Annotated in this window: 14 protein-coding genes; 6 read left to right on the forward strand and 8 right to left on the reverse strand. The window is 73.7% G+C overall.

Translation table 11 applies throughout. The features are described from left to right. Positions 1-8 precede the first annotated feature (8 nt). The 8 genes from nirD to CHF15_RS00300 all read right to left on the reverse strand — a co-directional run bounded on the left by nirD (position 9) and on the right by CHF15_RS00300 (position 9,434). Positions 9-341, reverse strand: a complete 333-nt coding sequence (gene nirD, locus CHF15_RS00270) for a nitrite reductase small subunit NirD (RefSeq protein ID WP_089221526.1) — start codon at positions 339-341, stop codon at positions 9-11. Beyond that, the gene (nirB, locus tag CHF15_RS00275) at positions 338-2,923 is read right to left on the reverse strand and encodes a nitrite reductase large subunit NirB (protein ID WP_089221527.1); all 2,586 of its coding nucleotides are present in this window, start codon (positions 2,921-2,923) and stop codon (positions 338-340) included. The genes nirD and nirB overlap by 4 nt, the downstream gene beginning before the upstream one ends. A 1-nt stretch (position 2,924) precedes the next feature. Beyond that, positions 2,925-4,205, reverse strand: coding sequence for an NAD(P)/FAD-dependent oxidoreductase (locus tag CHF15_RS00280; protein WP_089221528.1), 1,281 nt, complete (start codon positions 4,203-4,205; stop codon positions 2,925-2,927). Between the two features lie 117 nt (positions 4,206-4,322). Then, positions 4,323-4,727, reverse strand: coding sequence for a PIN domain-containing protein (locus CHF15_RS00285; RefSeq protein WP_089221529.1), 405 nt, complete (start codon positions 4,725-4,727; stop codon positions 4,323-4,325). After that, positions 4,724-4,942, reverse strand: a complete 219-nt coding sequence (locus tag CHF15_RS00290; protein ID WP_089221530.1) for a type II toxin-antitoxin system VapB family antitoxin — start codon at positions 4,940-4,942, stop codon at positions 4,724-4,726. The genes CHF15_RS00285 and CHF15_RS00290 overlap by 4 nt, the downstream gene beginning before the upstream one ends. A gap of 51 nt (positions 4,943-4,993) precedes the next feature. After that, a complete protein-coding gene (locus CHF15_RS00295) occupies positions 4,994-7,117 on the reverse strand; it encodes a molybdopterin oxidoreductase family protein (RefSeq protein ID WP_089222139.1) in 2,124 nt (707 codons plus the stop codon). 589 nt (positions 7,118-7,706) lie between these two features. Beyond that, on the reverse strand, positions 7,707-8,225 hold the full coding sequence (locus tag CHF15_RS44290) for a hypothetical protein (RefSeq protein ID WP_143681499.1): 519 nt from the start codon (positions 8,223-8,225) through the stop codon (positions 7,707-7,709). Between the two features lie 516 nt (positions 8,226-8,741). Beyond that, positions 8,742-9,434 (reverse strand): SanA/YdcF family protein, encoded by a 693-nt coding sequence (locus CHF15_RS00300; RefSeq protein WP_410169615.1) that lies wholly within the window; start codon positions 9,432-9,434, stop codon positions 8,742-8,744. Positions 9,435-9,538: 104 nt separating this feature from the next. Here CHF15_RS00300 and CHF15_RS00305 point away from each other — a divergent pair, with 104 nt between their 5' ends. The 6 genes from CHF15_RS00305 (at position 9,539) to dnaG (ending at position 16,151) form a co-directional block, all read left to right on the forward strand. Beyond that, positions 9,539-9,961: a gamma-glutamylcyclotransferase family protein gene (locus CHF15_RS00305; protein WP_089221531.1), complete on the forward strand. Its 423-nt coding sequence runs from the start codon at positions 9,539-9,541 to the stop codon at positions 9,959-9,961. 104 nt (positions 9,962-10,065) lie between these two features. Further along, on the forward strand, positions 10,066-10,944 hold the full coding sequence (locus tag CHF15_RS00310; protein ID WP_089221532.1) for a sirohydrochlorin chelatase: 879 nt from the start codon (positions 10,066-10,068) through the stop codon (positions 10,942-10,944). Between the two features lie 36 nt (positions 10,945-10,980). Beyond that, on the forward strand, positions 10,981-12,288 hold the full coding sequence (locus CHF15_RS00315) for a deoxyguanosinetriphosphate triphosphohydrolase (protein WP_089221533.1): 1,308 nt from the start codon (positions 10,981-10,983) through the stop codon (positions 12,286-12,288). Positions 12,289-12,448: 160 nt separating this feature from the next. After that, positions 12,449-13,711 carry an NAD(P)/FAD-dependent oxidoreductase gene (locus CHF15_RS00320; RefSeq protein ID WP_089221534.1) on the forward strand — a complete coding sequence of 421 codons (1,263 nt, stop codon included), beginning with the start codon at positions 12,449-12,451 and terminating at the stop codon, positions 13,709-13,711. A 30-nt stretch (positions 13,712-13,741) separates the two neighbouring features. Next, positions 13,742-14,206, forward strand: a complete 465-nt coding sequence (locus tag CHF15_RS00325) for a GNAT family N-acetyltransferase (protein WP_089221535.1) — start codon at positions 13,742-13,744, stop codon at positions 14,204-14,206. Between the two features lie 31 nt (positions 14,207-14,237). Continuing rightward, positions 14,238-16,151, forward strand: a complete 1,914-nt coding sequence (gene dnaG / locus CHF15_RS00330; protein WP_089221536.1) for a DNA primase — start codon at positions 14,238-14,240, stop codon at positions 16,149-16,151. Positions 16,152-16,286 lie beyond the last annotated feature (135 nt).

A 16,286-nucleotide genomic window follows, 5' to 3' on the forward strand; every position in this document is an offset into this window, starting at 1 on the left:
CGCGCCGGTCACCGCATCCGCACGGGGAAGGCCGGGACCGAGACCGCCTCGTCGTCGAGGCAGCGGCCGTTCTCGAGGTCGAAGCGCTGCTTGAGCAGCGGGGAGGCGACGAAGGCCCGGCCCTCGGCGGTGGAGCCGATCAGGCCGCGGGACAGGACGTAGGCGCCCGTGAAGGGGTCGCGGTTGTCGATGGCGTACGCGCGCCCGTGCCGGTCGGTGAACAGGGCCGCCTGCCGGCCGTCGGGGAGGAGGGCGGCGACGCCGCGGCCGGGGGTGAGGGCGTCGTGGTCGCAGACGGCGAACCAGTCGGCGGTGCCGGGGAGGAGGACTTCGACGTTCATGCGGTGGTGGTCCCTTCGAGGGTGCGGACGGCGAGCACGGGGCCGGCGAGCAGGCCGAGGTCGGGCTTGACCTGGTCCCGCTCGGGGACGAAGCGCACGGAGGGGTCGGGCACGCCGGGCGCGTTGACGAAGGAGACGAAGCGCCGCAGCCGCTCCGGGTCGTCCAGCGTCTCGGCCCACTCGTCGCGGTAGCCGGCGACATGGCCGGCCATCTGCCGCTCCAGCTCCTCGCAGATGCCGAGCGAGTCGTGGACGACGACGTCCCGTACGTGGCCGAGCCCGCCCTCGATCCGCTCCAGCCAGGCGGACGTGCGCTCCAGGCGGTCGGCGGTGCGGATGTAGAACATCAGGAAGCGGTCGATCAGCCGCACCAGTTCGGCGTCGCTCAGGTCCTGGGCGAGCAGGTCCGCGTGGCGCGGGGTGGCGCCGCCGTTGCCGCCGACGTAGAGGTTCCAGCCGCCCACGGTGGCGATGACGCCGAAGTCCTTGCTCCGCGCCTCCGCGCACTCGCGCTGGCAGCCGGAGACGGCGGACTTGAGCTTGTGCGGGGAGCGCAGGCCCCGGTAGCGCAGCTCCAGGTCGATGGCCATGCGGACGCTGTCCTGCACGCCGTAGCGGCACCAGGTCTGCCCGACGCAGGACTTCACGGTGCGCAGCGCCTTGCCGTACGCGTGCCCGGACTCGAAGCCGGCCTCCACCAGCCGGGCCCAGATCACCGGGAGCTGGTCGACCCGGGCGCCGAACAGGTCGATCCGCTGCCCCCCGGTGATCTTGGTGTAGAGGCCGAAGTCGCGGGCCACCTCGCCGATCACGATCAGCTTCTCCGGGGTGATCTCGCCGCCGGGGATGCGGGGCACGATCGAGTACGAGCCGTTGCGCTGCAGGTTGGCCAGGAAGTGGTCGTTGGTGTCCTGAAGCGCGGCCTGCTCGCCGTCCAGCACGTAGCCGGAGGCGCCGATCGACGGGGCGAGCGAGGCGATGATCGAGCCGACGGCCGGCTTGCAGACCTCGCAGCCGTCGCCCCCGCGGGCGCCCTCGCGGCCGTGCCGGTCGAGCAGCTCGCGGAAACCGGTGATCCGCAGCGCCCGCACGATCTCGAAGAGCTCCTGGCGGGTGTGGGCGAAGCAGCCGCACAGCCCCTTGTCGACCTCGACGCCGGAGGCCTCCAGCTCGGCGGTGACCAGTTGGCCCAGCACCTTCACGCAACTGCCGCAGCCGGTCCCGGCCCTGGTGCACTTCTTCACCTCGGGGACGGTCGCGCAGCCGTGCTCGGTGACCGCGCCGCGGATCGTGCCCTTGGTGACGTTGTGGCAGGAGCAGATCACCGCCTCGTCCGGCAGCGCGGACGGGCCCAGCGCCACGGGGGCGCCCGCGCCCGCCGGGAGCACCAGATGCTCCGCGGGGACCGGCGGCACCGAGCCGGTGAGCGGGCGCAGCATGCCGTACTGCTCCGCGTCGCCGACGAGGATGCCGCCCAGCAGCACGCCGTCCCGTGAGACGACCAGCTTCTTGTAGACCCCGGAGCGGGAGTCGGAGTAGACCACGTCGAGGCAGCCCGCGGTCGCGCCGTGCGCGTCGCCGAAGGAGGCCACGTCCACGCCGAGCAGCTTCAGCTTGGTGGAGGTGTCGGCGCCGGTGAAGGAGCCCTCCTGGCCGGCGATGGCCTTCGCCGCGGTCTCCGCCATCTCGTAGCCCGGCGCCACCAGGCCGTACACCCGGCCGTCCGAGGCCAGGGCGCACTCGCCGATCGCGTAGACGTGCGGGTCCTCGGTGCGGCAGGCCGCGTCGACCACGATGCCGCCGCGCTCGCCGACCGGCAGTCCGCACTCACGGGCGAGCTGGTCGCGCGGCCGTACGCCCGCGGAGAAGACCACCAGGTCGGTCTCGAGGGACGAGCCGTCCGACAGCGCCATGGCCCGGACCGAGCCGTCGCCGGCCGTGAGGATCTCCTGCGTGCCCACTCCCGTGTGGACGGTCACGCCCATCTCCTCGACGGTGCGCCGCAGCGCCTCGCCGCCGCCCTCGTCGACCTGTACCGGCATCAGCCGGGGGGCGAACTCCACGACGTGCGTGTCCAGTCCGAGCCCCTTGAGGGCGCCGGCCGCCTCCAGCCCGAGGAGCCCGCCGCCGACGACCGCGCCGGTGCGGGAGGTCATCGCGTACTCCTCGATCGCCAGCAGGTCCTCGATGGTGCGGTAGACGAAGCAGCCGCCCGCGTCCCTGCCGGGGACCGGCGGTACGAAGGGGTACGAGCCGGTGGCGAGCACCAGGGTGTCGTAGCCGACGGTGAGGCCGGAGCGGGCGGTGACGGTCCTGGCCTCCCGGTCGACGGCCACCGCCGGGTCGCCCAGGTGCAGTTCGATGCCGTGCTCCGCCATGAAGCCGGCCTCCACCAGGGAGAGCGCCTCGGGGCCGGTGCCGGCGAAGTACGAGCTGAGGTGCACGCGGTCGTACGCCAGGCGGGGCTCCTCGCAGAGCACCACCACCCGCGCGCGGGAGGTCAGGCCCCGGTCGGCCAGCGCCTCCAGGAACCGCTGTCCGACCATCCCGTGGCCGACGAGCACAATGGTGGGCGTGGTCATGTCAGGACCCTCCGTTGTCGGTGAGCAGGTGGAGCGGGGGAGAGGGCAGTGGCTCGTCGCCCTCCCAGGTGCGGGCGAGGGTGCCCACGGTGCCGAGGTCGCCGAGGAGGATGCCGCCGACGAGGCGGTCACCGCGCAGCACGACCTTCCGGTACGCGCCGCGCGTGGCGTCGGCGAGCCGGAGCACGTCGTCGCCCGGGGCGGGGGTGGTCTCGCCGAAGGAGGCGATGTCCAGGGCCGCCGGGCCGTTGAGGGTGAGCCGGGTCAGTGAACGGGTGCCGCCGTACCGCGGCGCCGGGCCGGCCGTCAGGACGTCCGCCAGCGCGTCCGCCTGCTCGGTGGCCGGGCCCGCGAGACCGTAGACGACACCGGCGTGCTGGGCGCAGTCGCCGATGGCGTGGACCGACGGGTCCGAGGTGCGCAGCGCGTCGTCCACCACCACCCCCTTGGCGACCGCCAGCCCCGCCGCCTGGGCGAGCCCGACGCGCGGCCGGACGCCGCAGGCCAGCACGACCAGGTCGGTGTCCAGGCGGTAGCCGTCGGCGAGTTCGACCGCGGTGACGACGGGACGTGCCGTGCGGCCCTCGCCGCCCGCCCCGCGGGACAGGGCCGGCCGCAGCTGCCGCGAGGGCTCCGCGCCGCCGTCCGCGTCGCGGGTCAGCAGACCGCGCACCCGGCACTGGGTGTGCACCTCGACCCCCAGCCCCTCCAGGTGCGCGCGCAGCAACTCGGCCGATGAATCGTCGAGATGGCGTTCCATCAGGTGCTCGCCCTGGGTGGCGACCACCACCTGCGCCCCGCGCGCCGCCAGCGCCCGCGCCGCCGACACCCCGAGCAGCCCGCCGCCGACGACCACCGCGCGGGCCCCGGGGCGCACCGCCGCCGAGAGCGCCAGGCAGTCGTCCATCGTCCGGAAGGCGTGCACCCCCTCGGGGAAGGAGCCGCCGTCCTCCGCGAACAGCCCGCGCAGCGGCGGAAGCACCGGATTGGAGCCGGTCGCCAGCACCAGCCGGTCGTACCGCAGCACGCCGCCGTCGTCACAGACCACGGCCCGCTCGCCGCGGTCGATCCGCACCACCCGGACACCCCTGCGCACCACCGCGCCGGGCACTCCCGGCAGGGCGACCGCCTCCGGCGCATACCGGCCCGCCAGCACCTCCGCGAGCAGCACCCGGTTGTACGGGGCGTGCCGCTCCTCGCCGACCACCGTGACGTCCGCCCCGGAGGGCGCCAGACGCTGCGCGAGGCGCGCCCCCGCCATTCCGCCGCCGACCACCACCATCCTCATGGCACGAGCCTGCGGTGCCGCTGTTACCCGGCCGGATCCCCGCCGTTTCCCCCGGGGAACAGTGCCCTCAGCGCCGGACCGGCCCCGCTGTGAGCCCGGAGCGGCCGCCGGTCACGGCCGGTCGACCCTGATCATGGGGATGCCGGGCCGGACCTTGGCCACCGACGCGAAGTCCTGATCGGCGTGGATCAGGGTCAGACCGTGGGCCTCGGCGGTCAGCGCGATGAGGATGTCGATGGGCGACGGTCCCCTGTGGTGCCCGATGGCGATCAGATCACGCTGCACGGCGTGGATCCGGCGCCAGGGATCGTCGAGAGCCGGGCACCAGCCGAAGGTCCGGCGCAGTACGGAGAGAAAGGGCTCGTACTCCCGATCGGTGCGCACACCGGTCATCAACTCGGCTTCGACCGGCGGGCACATGGCGACCAGACCCCGGGCCACATGCGTGGGCCACGGCTCGGGGATCTGCCGCCGCAACAGGCGCCACACCGCGGAGGTGTCGGCGAGGTAGCTCATCGGCCGCCGCGCTCCTGCTCCGCCAGGTGGTCGAAGTCCAGGACGTCCTCGGCGTGCTCCTGGAGCCATGCGAGACCGCGGGCTCGGTCGTCGGCGCTCGTCCCGGCCGCTATCGACAGGGCCAGGTTGATCGTCTCGCGCTTCGTCTTGGTGCCGAGCTGCCGCTGGGCGAGGGCGAGCATCGCGTCGTCCAGATCGATGACCGTGCGTGCCATGGCGGCCTCCCTGTTGATATCAGGTGGGATGCCAGTATATCAACAGTGATATCAGACGTCGACGGCCCGTGGTTCCGCCCGCTCGACGCGGACCGCGCACACCTTGAACTCCGGCATGCGGGACGTCGGGTCGAGCGCCGGATTGGTGAGGGTGTTGGCCCGGCCCTCGCCCGCCCAGTGGAAGGGCATGAAGACCGTGTCCGGACGGATGGCGCGGTCCACCCGGGCCGGCGCCACCGCGCGGCCCCGGCGGGACGTGACGGCGACCGGGTCGCCGTCGGCGACACCGATGCGCTCGGCCAGACGCGGGTGGAGCTGCACGAAGGGACCGGGCGCGGCGGCGTTCAGCTCCGCCACCCGCCGCGTCTGGGCGCCCGACTGGTACTGCGCCAGCACCCGGCCGGTCGTCAGGTACAGCGGGAAGTCCCCGTCCGGCTCCTCCGCCGCCGGGCGGTGCAGCACCGGCACGAACCTGGCCCGGCCGTCCGGCGTCGCGAACCGGTCGAGGAACAGCCGGGGCGTACCCGGGTGCGCGGCTGCCCGCCCGGCCGCCGGCTCCGGGCACGGCCAGAACACGCCGTCCTCCGCCTCGATCCGGCGGTAGGTGATCCCCGAGTAGTCCGCGGGCCCGCCCGCCGACGCGCGGCGCAGCTCGTCGAAGACCTCCTCCGGGTCTGCCGGGAAGCCCTTCTCCCGGCCCAGCCGCGCGGCCAGCCCGTTCAGCACGTACAGGTCGCTGCGCACGCCCTCCGGCGGGTCCACCGCCCTGCGCCGCAGCAGCACCCTGCCCTCCAGGTTCGTCGTGGTGCCCGTCTCCTCGGCCCACTGCGTCACCGGCAGCACCACGTCGGCCATCGCCGCCGTCTCCGACAGCACCACGTCGCACACGGCGAGGAAGTCCAGCGCCGCGATGCGCTCCGTGACGTGCGCCGCCCGCGGCGCGGAGACCACCGGGTTGGAGCCCATCAGCAGCAGGCCCCGCACATCCCGGCCCAGCGCGTCCAGCAGCTCGTACGCGCTGCGCCCCGGTCCCGGCAGGTCGTCCGGGTCGACCCCCCACACCCCGGCCACGTGGGCGCGGGCCGCCGGGTCGTCGAGCCTGCGGTAGCCCGGCAGCTGGTCGGCCTTCTGGCCGTGCTCCCGGCCGCCCTGGCCGTTGCCCTGCCCCGTGAGGCAGCCGTACCCCGACAGCGGCCGCCCCGCGCGGCCCGTCGCCAGGCACAGGTTGATCCACGCGCTCACGGTGTCCGTGCCCTTCGACTGCTGCTCCGGGCCCCGCGCGGTCAGCACCATCGCCTCCGGCACGCCGCAGAACATCTCCACCGCCTCACGGAGCATCGGCACCGGCACCCCCGTGATCCGCTCGACCAGCTCGGGCCAGAGCGTCATCGCCGCGGCGCGCGCCTCCGGCCAGCCGGTCGTCCGCTCCGCGACGAACTCCTCGTCCACGCGGCCCTCCGCGACCACCAGGTGCAGCAGGCCCAGGGCGAGGGCGAGGTCGGTGCCGGGGCGCGGCTGCAGGTGCAGGTCGGCGTGCTCGGCGGTGCGCGTACGGCGCGGGTCCACGACGATCAGGCGGCCGCCGTTCTCCTTCAGCTCCGTGAAGTAGCGCAGCGCGGGCGGCATCGTCTCGGCGAGGTTCGAGCCGACCAGGATCACGCAGCCGGTCCGCGGGATGTCCGCCAGCGGGAACGGCAGGCCCCGGTCCAGCCCGAAGGCCCTGGAGTGCGCGGCCGCGGCGGAGGACATGCAGAAGCGGCCGTTGTAGTCGATCTGGGAGGTCCGCAGCACGACGCGGGCGAACTTGCCCAGGGCGTACGCCTTCTCGTTCGTCAGCCCCCCGCCGCCGAAGACGCCGACGGCGTCGGGGCCGTGGGCGGCCCGCACCCGGAGCAGGCCCTCCGCGACCCGGTCCAGGGCGTCCGCCCAGGGGGCCGGCTCCAGCAGCCCGGAGGCGCGGTTCCTGACCAGGGGCCCGGTCAGGCGCGCCTGGGGGGACAGCACGGCGGGCGCGGTACGTCCCTTGCCGCACAGGGCGCCCTTGTTCACGGGGAAGTCCCGCTCCACAACGTCCGGGACGCCCCCGTCCCCGGCGGCGGGGCGGAGGCCCATTCCGCACTGCAGGGCGCAGTAGGGGCAGTGGGTGTCGACGGTTCCGCCTGCGCTCGCGCTCATGCCGTCCACGATGCGGCGCCGGTGTTTCGCGTCGCGCGCGTGGGGGTTACGGCGGGCGCACGGTGCGCTCCCTGCGGGGCTGTGCGGGGTGTGAGGCGATGCGCCGGTGGGTGGGTGCGGGTGCGTCGTGGTTGGCGTGGGGGGTTGCCCACCCGCCCTCCCTCCCCCAGCCTTCGGCCGGGGGGACCCCCACCCGGATGGTTGGTGCGGGGCTGCGCGCGTGCGTGGTGGGCCGGGGTCGGGGCCTCCGGGGCTGGGCATTCTGTACCGCATATTTATGTGCATGGCGGGCGGTCCAGGTCCGGCCCCGCGATGCCGCACAACAAATACACGTCAGCGTCCAGAACGCCCACCCTCCCCCAGCCTTCGGCCGGGGGTGCCCCCAACTCCCCCGCCCCCTCCGTATCGTCGGGCGACCAACGGCCGGTGGGGTGTCAGAAGGCAGTCCGGGGCGCCGTACCCGTCTGACGCACCCCCTGGACAACACGCGCCCGCGCAAGGGGCAGGTGCATGGCGGGTTGCTCCCCCTGGCCGAAGGCCGGGGGCGACGAGCGGTGGACCCGGTGCGTTCTCTACTCCCTTGATGCGCCTAACTAAGGCTATCGAGAATCTCTTCGATGGCAGACTTTCGAGATCGAGCCGCAGATTTGGGAATTTGACTCAACTTGTCGACAGCTGCCGACATCCAGTCGGGATCGCCGAGATGATTTGCCTTGTTTCTTGCGATGACCTGCTTCAGGAACTCGTCCACCAGTTTGATGTGGTGACGCGGATACCTTCGGGAGTGATGATCGAAATCGGCGCCCCAGTCTTCGTATGGGTTTCGCAATGTCGCGCCGACCCGGGCGCCACCGCTGGCCGCATATGGAACCCCCGACAGATGTGCCAGAATTCTGGCTGTCCGCTCGAGACCCTTTGAGCTCGCTATTTTGCCAGGTTGAGTTTCCAGGCCGAAGTTCATGAGCCGCGACCAGGCGATGAGCTGCTGCTCGGTGCCATCCGACCAATGGGCTATCCCTTCTGGCTTCAGCTCCAGATGTTCCCCCGAAGGATCTCCGATGACCCAGTAAGCTCCGGCGTGTTCTAGCGGTCCCAGTTCTCTACGCATTGTCACCTGCGATGTTGTTGTTATGTGCGCCCTTGAAGGTTGAGAAACCAAACCCTACTGATCCGGCGATACCGCAAACGTGGGCAGTCGCGAACGTGCACGCGATGATGGGTGCGTATCCGATGCCTCTGAGCTCAAGCCGTGGGGCCGTTGGGGCAGAAAGCGGTTCGGGGCGCCCTGGACCACCTCCATCCCCCCACCGGCCGTCATGCGCCCCAACAACCGGAGGGGGTGTGGCGGGGTGCGCCCGGAAACGACGAGCGGTTAAGTGCGGCGCGGAATGATGTGGGGGTAAACCGCGAGCGTTCTGGGGGTCCCCCCGGCCGAAGGCTGGGGGAGTGCGCCGGCGCGGCCACGACCCAGGCACACGGTGCGGGACCCGCACTGACCGCGCCGGGTAATCGGGCGGGAGGGCGGGGGATAGCCCGCCGCAGGCGCAACGCACCCGCACCCAACCACCGGCCGCAAGGGGCACCGCACCGCGCACAGAACCGGTACCCCCCCTGGGAAGGAACCTCACCCCAGGGCGCGCCGAACCCCGCCCTCACGCGGGCCGAGGAAACGGGGGTCGGGGGTGAACGCCGCGTCGAAGGCGGCCTTCACGGCTCCCGCAACCTCTCGCGTGCCGCCGTAGTACCAGGTGGCGTCGTGCCGCTCGTCGACCCCGACCCCGTACGCCTCGATCCCGGCGGCCTCGCACAGCGCCAGCGCCCGCCGTATGTGGAAGCCCTGGCTCACCAGCAGCGCCCGGTCGACGCCGAAGACGCGTCGGGCCCGGGCGCAGGAGTCCCACGTGTCGAAGCCGGCGTAGTCGAGGACGACCTTGTCCCGGGGCACCCCGTGCGCGGCCAGGTAGTCGCGCATCGCGGTGGGCTCGTCGTAGTCGGTGCGGCTGTTGTCGCCCGTGACGAGGACCGCCCGCACCTTGCCCGCCGCCCACAGTTCGGCGGCCGCGTCGAGGCGGTGGGCCAGGTAGGGGGAGGGCTCGCCGTTCCACAGGCCCGCGCCGAAGACGACGGCGACGGGCTCCGCGGGGGCGTCCGCGACCGTGCGGACCCGGTCGCCCGCCGTGACCTGGAGCCACATCGCGGGCAGCAGCGCCAGCACGCCCAGCGCCACGGCGGTCCACAGCAGGTGCCGCCACCCCCGCCTGGAGCGCGGAAGCCGCGGCAGACCCGGCAGCCGCGGCGGCCGCCGCAGACCCGGCAGCCGCCGTACGACGGCCGCCACCCGCGATCCCGGCGTCTTCCGGTTCAGGCTTCGTTCCACGTCCGAGTCGACGTCCCGCACGTCCGTGCGGTTCCATGAAGTTGATGCGTGACGACCATTCCCGCCTCCCGTTCTTCGTGTACGGGACCCTGCGGCCCGGCGAGATCAACCACTCCTGGCTGCTGCGGGGCCGGACGACGTCCGAGACGCCCGCGGTGCTGCACGGCGCGCTGCTCTTCGACGGCCCGGGCTACCCGTACGCCGTGGCCGACGAGCGCGGCCGCGTCCACGGCGACGTGATCCATCCGGCCGAGGACCTGTACCAGGAGGTGCTCTCCGACCTCGACCGCCTGGAGGAGTACAGCCCCGGGGCGCCCGGGAACCTGTACGAGCGGGTCGTCCGCGACGTGCGCACCTACTCCGGGCAGACGCTGCCCGCCTGGGTGTACCTGGCGGCCGCCGACCACGAGCGGGACCTGCGCGAGAAGGGCCGCCCCATCGCCGGGGGCGACTGGAAGCACCGCTGACCCGGGTACGCCCTCACACCGGCGCGCACGACGTGTGAAGCGGCGGAAACCAGTCGTGACGCCGGTGCAACGGCCCGGCAACCCACGCTCGCGACACTCGGTGCATGACGGCCGAGCAGCCCGCGCCGCACGGCGCGCCAGGACCGGACCACTTCGACAGCACGGCACAGCTCATGTCCCGGATCACCGCGCAGCTCAGCACCCGGCTCTCCCGGGTGACGCTGCGCTCCGTGCCCCCGCGCCCCCCGGTGCTGGTCGCCGTCGCGCACGGCAGCCGGGACCCGGAGGCGCTGCGCACCGCGCACGCCCTGCTGGACCGGATCAGGGACCTGCGCCCGGGGCTGCCCGTGCGGCTGGGCCACATCGAGATCGACAAGCCGCCGCTCGACGACGCCCTCGCCGCCCTGACCGGCGAGGTGGTCCTGGTGCCGCTGATGCTGACCCGCGGCCACCACGTCGCACGGGACGTCCCCGGGGCGCTGGCCCGGGCCCCGCACCTGCGCGGACGGGTCGCGGCACCGCTCGGGCCGCACCCGCTGCTCGCGGAGGCGCTGTACGACCGGCTGGCCGAGGCGGGCTGGCGCACCGGCTCCGGGCGGGCCGCCCGGAGCGCCGGGGTCGTACTGGCCGCCGCCGGGTCCCGGAACCCGCGGTCGGCCCGCGACACGCAGGCGACGGCGGCCCTGCTGCGGGCGCGGCTGGGCGGTGACGTCCCGGTGGTGCCCGGGTACGCGTCGGCGGGGCCGGACGTCGCCACGGCGGTGCGCCGGCTGGCGGCCGAGGGCCGGGACCGGGTCGCGGTGGCGTCCTGCTTCGCCGCTCCGGGCCGCTTCGCGACGGCGACGGCCGCCGCGGCGCCGTGGATCGCCGCCGCACCGCTCGGCGCGCATCCGGCGATGGCGGCGCTGGTGCTGCACCGCTACGACCGGGCGCTGGCCGGCACGGCCGGTTCCGCCGCCGCGGCGCAGCCGGCCACCGCGTAGCCACCGGTATCCGGTCGCGCCCGCTAACGTCGCGGTATGGACGCGAACCACCCCGCGGCGGCCGACCACGCCCCCTACAGCGAAGCCGACACCGAACGCTATGTGCCCGAGCCCGACAAGCGGCCCGGCCGCACGTCCTTCCAGCGGGACCGGGCCCGCATGCTGCACTCCGCGGGACTGCGCAGGCTGGCCGGGAAGACGCAGGTGGTGGACCCGGTCGACGACGCCCGGGCGATCAACAGCAGCCCGCGGACGCGTCTGACGCACAGCCTGGAGTGCGCCCAGGTCGGCCGGGAGCTCGGGGCGGCCCTCGGCTGCGACCCGGACCTGGTGGAGACCGCCTGCCTGGCCCACGACATCGGCCATCCGCCCTTCGGCCACAACGGCGAGATGGTGCTCGCCGAGGTCGCGGCGGGCTGCGGCGGCTTCGAGGGCAACGCCCAGAGCCTGCGCATCCTGACCCGGCTGGAGCCGAAGCGGTTCGCCCACGCCGACGACGGCACCCTGGTCAGCGTCGGCCTCAACCTGACCCGGGCGGCGCTGGACGCGGCGACGAAGTACCCGTGGCCCCGCGGCGGCCACCCCACCGACCCCGCCAGCCCGAAGTTCGGCGTGTACGAGGACGACCTGCCGGTCTTCGAGTGGCTGCGCCGCACCGCCCCCGCCGACCGCCCGTACGGGCAGTGCTTCGAGGCGCAGGTCATGGACTGGGCCGACGACGTGGCGTACTCCGTCCACGACGTGGAGGACGGGCTGCACGCCGGCCACCTGGACCCGGCGGTGCTGCTCGCCGAGCCCGAGCGCCGCGAGATCTTCGCCGTCGCCGCCGGACGCTACGCCCCCGGGGCGGCCGAGGACGAGCTCGCCGAGGCACTGGACCGGCTGCTGGACATGGAGTGGTGGCCGCACGGCTACGACGGCTCCGCGATCGCCCAGGCCCGGCTGAAGGACGCCACCTCGCAGCTGATCGGCCGTTTCTGCCTGGCCGCGGAGCGCGCCACCCGGGACGCCTACGGCACCGGCCGGCTCACCCGCCACCGCGCCCAGCTGGTCGTCCCGCGCGACCAGCGGCTGGAGTGCGCCGTCCTGAAGGCGGTCGCCGACCGGTACGTCATGCAGCGCGAGGCGCAGGAGCGGCGGCGCGCCCAGCAGCGGGTGGTCATCGGGGAGCTCGCCGAGGCCCTGCTGGCCCGGGCGCCGGAGGGGCTGGACCCGCAGTTCCGCGGCATCTTCGACGCGGCCAAGGACGACCGGGCCCGGCAGCGGGCCGTCGTCGACCAGATCGCCTCGCTGACCGACGCCGCCGCGACCGCCCTGCACGCCCGGCTCAGCGCCTCCCGGTGAGCCCCCGGCGGGCTCCCGCCCGCCCCCGTGCGCCGCGCCGCCCCCGTTCCCGGTCGGCGCGGCACTCTTCACGTCGGCGCCGGGGTGCGGGACGCTCACATGACTGGCAATTGCCAGAGGGAGGGCCGCGGGGCACCCGAGGACACCAGGGAGGCGCACAGTGGTGGACGCAGACCACACATTCGTCATCGTCGGGGCGGGGCTCGCCGGGGCGAAAGCGGCGGAGACGCTGCGCTCCGAGGGCTTCACCGGCCGCGTGATACTGATCGGGGACGAACGCGACCACCCCTACGAGCGACCCGCGCTCTCCAAGGGCTTCCTGCTGGGCAACGAGGAGCGCGACTCGGTCTTCGTCCATCCCGCCGCCTGGTACGCCGAGCACGACGTCGAACTCCACCTGGGCCAGCCGGTCACCGGCCTGGACCGGGCCGCCCGGCGGATCACCCTGGGCGACGGCACCTCCATCCCGTACGACCGGCTGCTGCTGACCACCGGCGCCGAGCCGCGCCGGCTGGACATCCCCGGCACCGACCTGGTCGGGGTGCACCACCTGCGCCGCCTCGCGCACGCCGAGCGGCTGAAGAACGTGCTGACCTCGCTCGGCCGCGAGAACGGCCACCTGGTCATCGCGGGAGCGGGCTGGATCGGCCTGGAGGTGGCGGCGGCCGCCCGCGGCTACGGCGTCGAGGTCACGGTCGTCGAGCCGCAGCCGTGCCCGCTGCACTCCGTCCTCGGCCCGGAACTCGGCGAGGTCTTCGCCGACCTGCACCGCGAGCACGGTGTGCGCTTCCACTTCGGCGCGCGGCTCACCGAGATCACCGGCCAGGACGGCATGGTGATGTCGGTGCTCACCGACGACGGCGAGGAGCACCCCGCCCACCAAGTGCTCGCCGCGATCGGCGCCGCCCCGCGCACCGCGCTCGCCGAGGCCGCCGGGCTCGTCCTCGCCGACCGGGCCGCCGGCGGCGGCATCGCGGTGGACGCCTCCCTGCGCACCTCCGACCCGGACGTCTTCGCCGCCGGCGACGTCGCCAACGCCGAACACCCCCTGCTGGGCGGCCGGTTGCGGGTCGAGCACTGGGCGAACGCGCTCAACAGCGGGCCCGTGGCGGCGCGCGCCATGCTGGGCAAGGACGTCCTGTACGACCGGGTGCCGTACTTCTTCACCGACCAGTACGACCTGGGCATGGAGTTCTCCGGGCACGCCGCCCCCGGCACCTACGACCAGGTGCTGGCCCGGGGCGACATGGGCAAGCGGCAGTTCATCGCCTTCTGGCTGCGCGAGGGCCGGGTGCTGGCCGGGATGAACGTCAACGTGTGGGACGTGACCGACACCGTCCAGAAGCTGATCCGTTCGGGCCGCAGGGTCGACACCGACGCCCTGGCCGACCCCACGGTGCCGCTGGCCTCCCTGCTGGAGTGAGCGCGGTGGTGACCACCTAGCATGGCTGCCATGGAGCCCAGGACCGCCGTCGTACCCGTCGAGGACATCTTCGATCTGCGCTGGAGGGTCCTGCGGCCAGGGCTCCCGCGGGAGTCGGCGATCTTCCTGGAGGACGGTCACCCGCTCGCCTTCCACATGGCGGCCTACGGCGACGGCGGCGACGGCGGCGACGGCGGCGAAGAGGTCGTGGCGTGCGTCACGTTCTTCCCGGAGCAACTGCCCGGCGACACCGCGATCGCGTACCGGATCCGCGGCATGGCCACCGCCCCCGAGGTCCGCGGCCGCGGCTACGGGGCGGCGCTGCTGCACGCGGCGCTGGAGCAGGCCCGGCAGCGCGGGGCCGAGCTGGTGTGGTGCAACGGCCGCACCTCGGCCCGCGGCTTCTGGGAGGGGCAGGGCTTCATGGTGGTGGGGGAGGAGTTCGTGCTGGAGCCGGCCGGGCCGCACTTCCTCTTCGTCGCCAAGCTGGTCTGACCTTCCGCGGGCCGCGCCGTAGAATCCTTTTGTGGCTGGGCGGATCAGGGACGAGGACGTCAAGACGGTGCGGGACGCGGTCCCGATCGACGCCGTCGTGTCCGAGTACCTTCAGCTCAGGAACGCGGGCGGCGGCAATCTGAAGGGCCTGTGCCCCTTCCACGACGAGAAGTCCCCCTCCTTCCACGTCAGCCCGAGCAAGGGGCTCTACCACTGCTTCGGCTGCCAGGAGGGCGGCGACACCCTCGACTTCGTGATGAAGGTCGACCACCTGTCCTTCTCCGAGGCCGTGGAGAGGCTCGCCGCCGTGGCGGGCATCACACTGCGGTACGAGGAGGGCGGCTACACCCCGGGCCGCCAGCAGGGCGAGCGGATCCGGCTGATCGAGGCCCACAAGGTGGCCGCGCAGTTCTACGTCGAGCAGCTGGGCGGCGCCGAGGCCGAGATCGGCCGGAAGTTCCTCGCCGAGCGGGGCTTCGACCAGGCCGCGGCCGAGCACTTCGGCGTCGGCTACGCCCCGGCGGGCTGGGACCACCTGGTCCGCTTCCTGCGCGGCAAGGGCTTCACCGATCGCGAACTGATCGTCTCCGGGCTGGCCAGCGAGAGCCGCCGCGGCGGTGCCATCGACCGCTTCCGCGGCCGGCTGATCTGGCCGATCCGCGACATCACCGGCGAGGTGATCGGCTTCGGCGCGCGCAAGCTGCGCGAGGACGACCAGGGCCCGAAGTACCTCAACACCCCCGAGACGCCGATCTACAAGAAGTCGCAGGTGCTGTACGGCATCGACCTGGCGAAGAAGGAGATCGCCCGCACCAGCCGGGCCGTCGTCGTCGAGGGGTACACCGACGTCATGGCGTGCCACCTCGCGGGTGTCACCACCGCCATCGCGACCTGCGGCACCGCCTTCGGCGGCGATCACATCAAGATCCTGCGCCGGCTGCTGATGGACAACTCCAACGCCGAGGTCGTCTTCACCTTCGACGGCGACGCGGCCGGCCAGAAGGCCGCCCTGCGCGCCTTCGAGGACGACCAGAAGTTCGCCGCCGAGACCTCCATCGCCATCACCCCCGGCGGCATGGACCCGTGCGATCTGCGCCTGGCGGAGGGCGACGCGGCCGTGCAGCGGCTGGTGGACACCCGCACGCCCCTGTTCGCCTTCGCGCTGCGGTCGGTCGTCGCCCGCTACAACCTCGACACCGCCGAGGGCCGGGCCTCCGCGCTGGAGGCCGGCGCGCCCATCGTGGCCGGCATCAAGAACGCCGCCATCCAGCACGAGTACGCGGTGCAGCTCGCCGGCATGCTCGGCATCCTCGACTCGCAGTTCGTGGTGCGCCGGGTCGCCCAGCTCGCCCGCTGGCAGCGCGAACGCCGCCAGTCCGGCGGCCCGTCGGGCCCGGGCCAGGGGCCCCGCAACGGCCCGCCGCAGGGGCACCAGGGGGCTCCCGCCGGTCCTCCCGTGCCGAGCGGCCCCCGGCTGGACCTGCGCAGCCCGGCGCACCGCGTCGAGCGCGAGCTGCTCAAGCTGGCCCTGCAGCACCCCGGGCTGGTCTCCCCGGTCTTCGACGCCTACGGGGAGGACGAGTTCACCGCCCCGCCGTACGTCGCCGTGCGCCGCGCCATCACCGAGGCGGGCGGCGCGGAGTCCGCCGACGCCGGGTACCTGGCCCGCGTCCGGGACGTCGCGCCGGACGACACCGTCCGCAGCATGGTGACGGAACTCGCCGTCGAGGCCGTGATGCACAAGGCCCCCGACATCTACGCGGGCGAGGTCCTCGTCCGGGTCCGCCTGCTCGCGGTCGACCGCCGCGTCGCCGAGGTCCGCGCCTCCCTCGCCCGCCTCGGCCCCCGCGCGGACGAGGCCCAGCTCTCGGCCGTCCAGGGCGAGCTGTGGGCGCTGCAGCAGTACGGCCAGCGCCTGCGCGAACAGGGCGCCGCCGCCCTCTGAGCCGGGCCGCGCGGGGCCGTACGGCCCGTGGACGGACGGGAACGGACGGGAACGGACGGGAACACGGGCGTGACGAGGGGGTTGCCCTCCGTCACAAAAAAGCGGCGCACGACCCTCGTGGGCACGGTGTGCCGT

Source organism: Actinacidiphila glaucinigra, from assembly GCF_900188405.1.
GTDB classification, from domain to species: Bacteria; Actinomycetota; Actinomycetes; order Streptomycetales; family Streptomycetaceae; genus Actinacidiphila; species Actinacidiphila glaucinigra.

Excerpts from the sequence above, each read along its gene's own strand:
- nirD (WP_089221526.1), bottom strand. The coding sequence starts at position 341 with ATGAACGTCGAAGTCCTCCTCCCCGGCACCGCCGACTGGTTCGCCGTC.
- nirB (WP_089221527.1), bottom strand. The coding sequence starts at position 2,923 with ATGACCACGCCCACCATTGTGCTCGTCGGCCACGGGATGGTCGGACAG.
- CHF15_RS00280 (WP_089221528.1), bottom strand. The coding sequence starts at position 4,205 with ATGGTGGTGGTCGGCGGCGGAATGGCGGGGGCGCGCCTCGCGCAGCGT.
- CHF15_RS00285 (WP_089221529.1), bottom strand. The coding sequence starts at position 4,727 with ATGAGCTACCTCGCCGACACCTCCGCGGTGTGGCGCCTGTTGCGGCGG.
- CHF15_RS00290 (WP_089221530.1), bottom strand. The coding sequence starts at position 4,942 with ATGGCACGCACGGTCATCGATCTGGACGACGCGATGCTCGCCCTCGCC.
- CHF15_RS00295 (WP_089222139.1), bottom strand. The coding sequence starts at position 7,117 with ATGAGCGCGAGCGCAGGCGGAACCGTCGACACCCACTGCCCCTACTGC.
- CHF15_RS44290 (WP_143681499.1), bottom strand. The coding sequence starts at position 8,225 with ATGCGTAGAGAACTGGGACCGCTAGAACACGCCGGAGCTTACTGGGTC.
- CHF15_RS00305 (WP_089221531.1), top strand. The coding sequence starts at position 9,539 with ATGCGTGACGACCATTCCCGCCTCCCGTTCTTCGTGTACGGGACCCTG.
- CHF15_RS00310 (WP_089221532.1), top strand. The coding sequence starts at position 10,066 with ATGACGGCCGAGCAGCCCGCGCCGCACGGCGCGCCAGGACCGGACCAC.
- CHF15_RS00315 (WP_089221533.1), top strand. The coding sequence starts at position 10,981 with ATGGACGCGAACCACCCCGCGGCGGCCGACCACGCCCCCTACAGCGAA.
- CHF15_RS00325 (WP_089221535.1), top strand. The coding sequence starts at position 13,742 with ATGGAGCCCAGGACCGCCGTCGTACCCGTCGAGGACATCTTCGATCTG.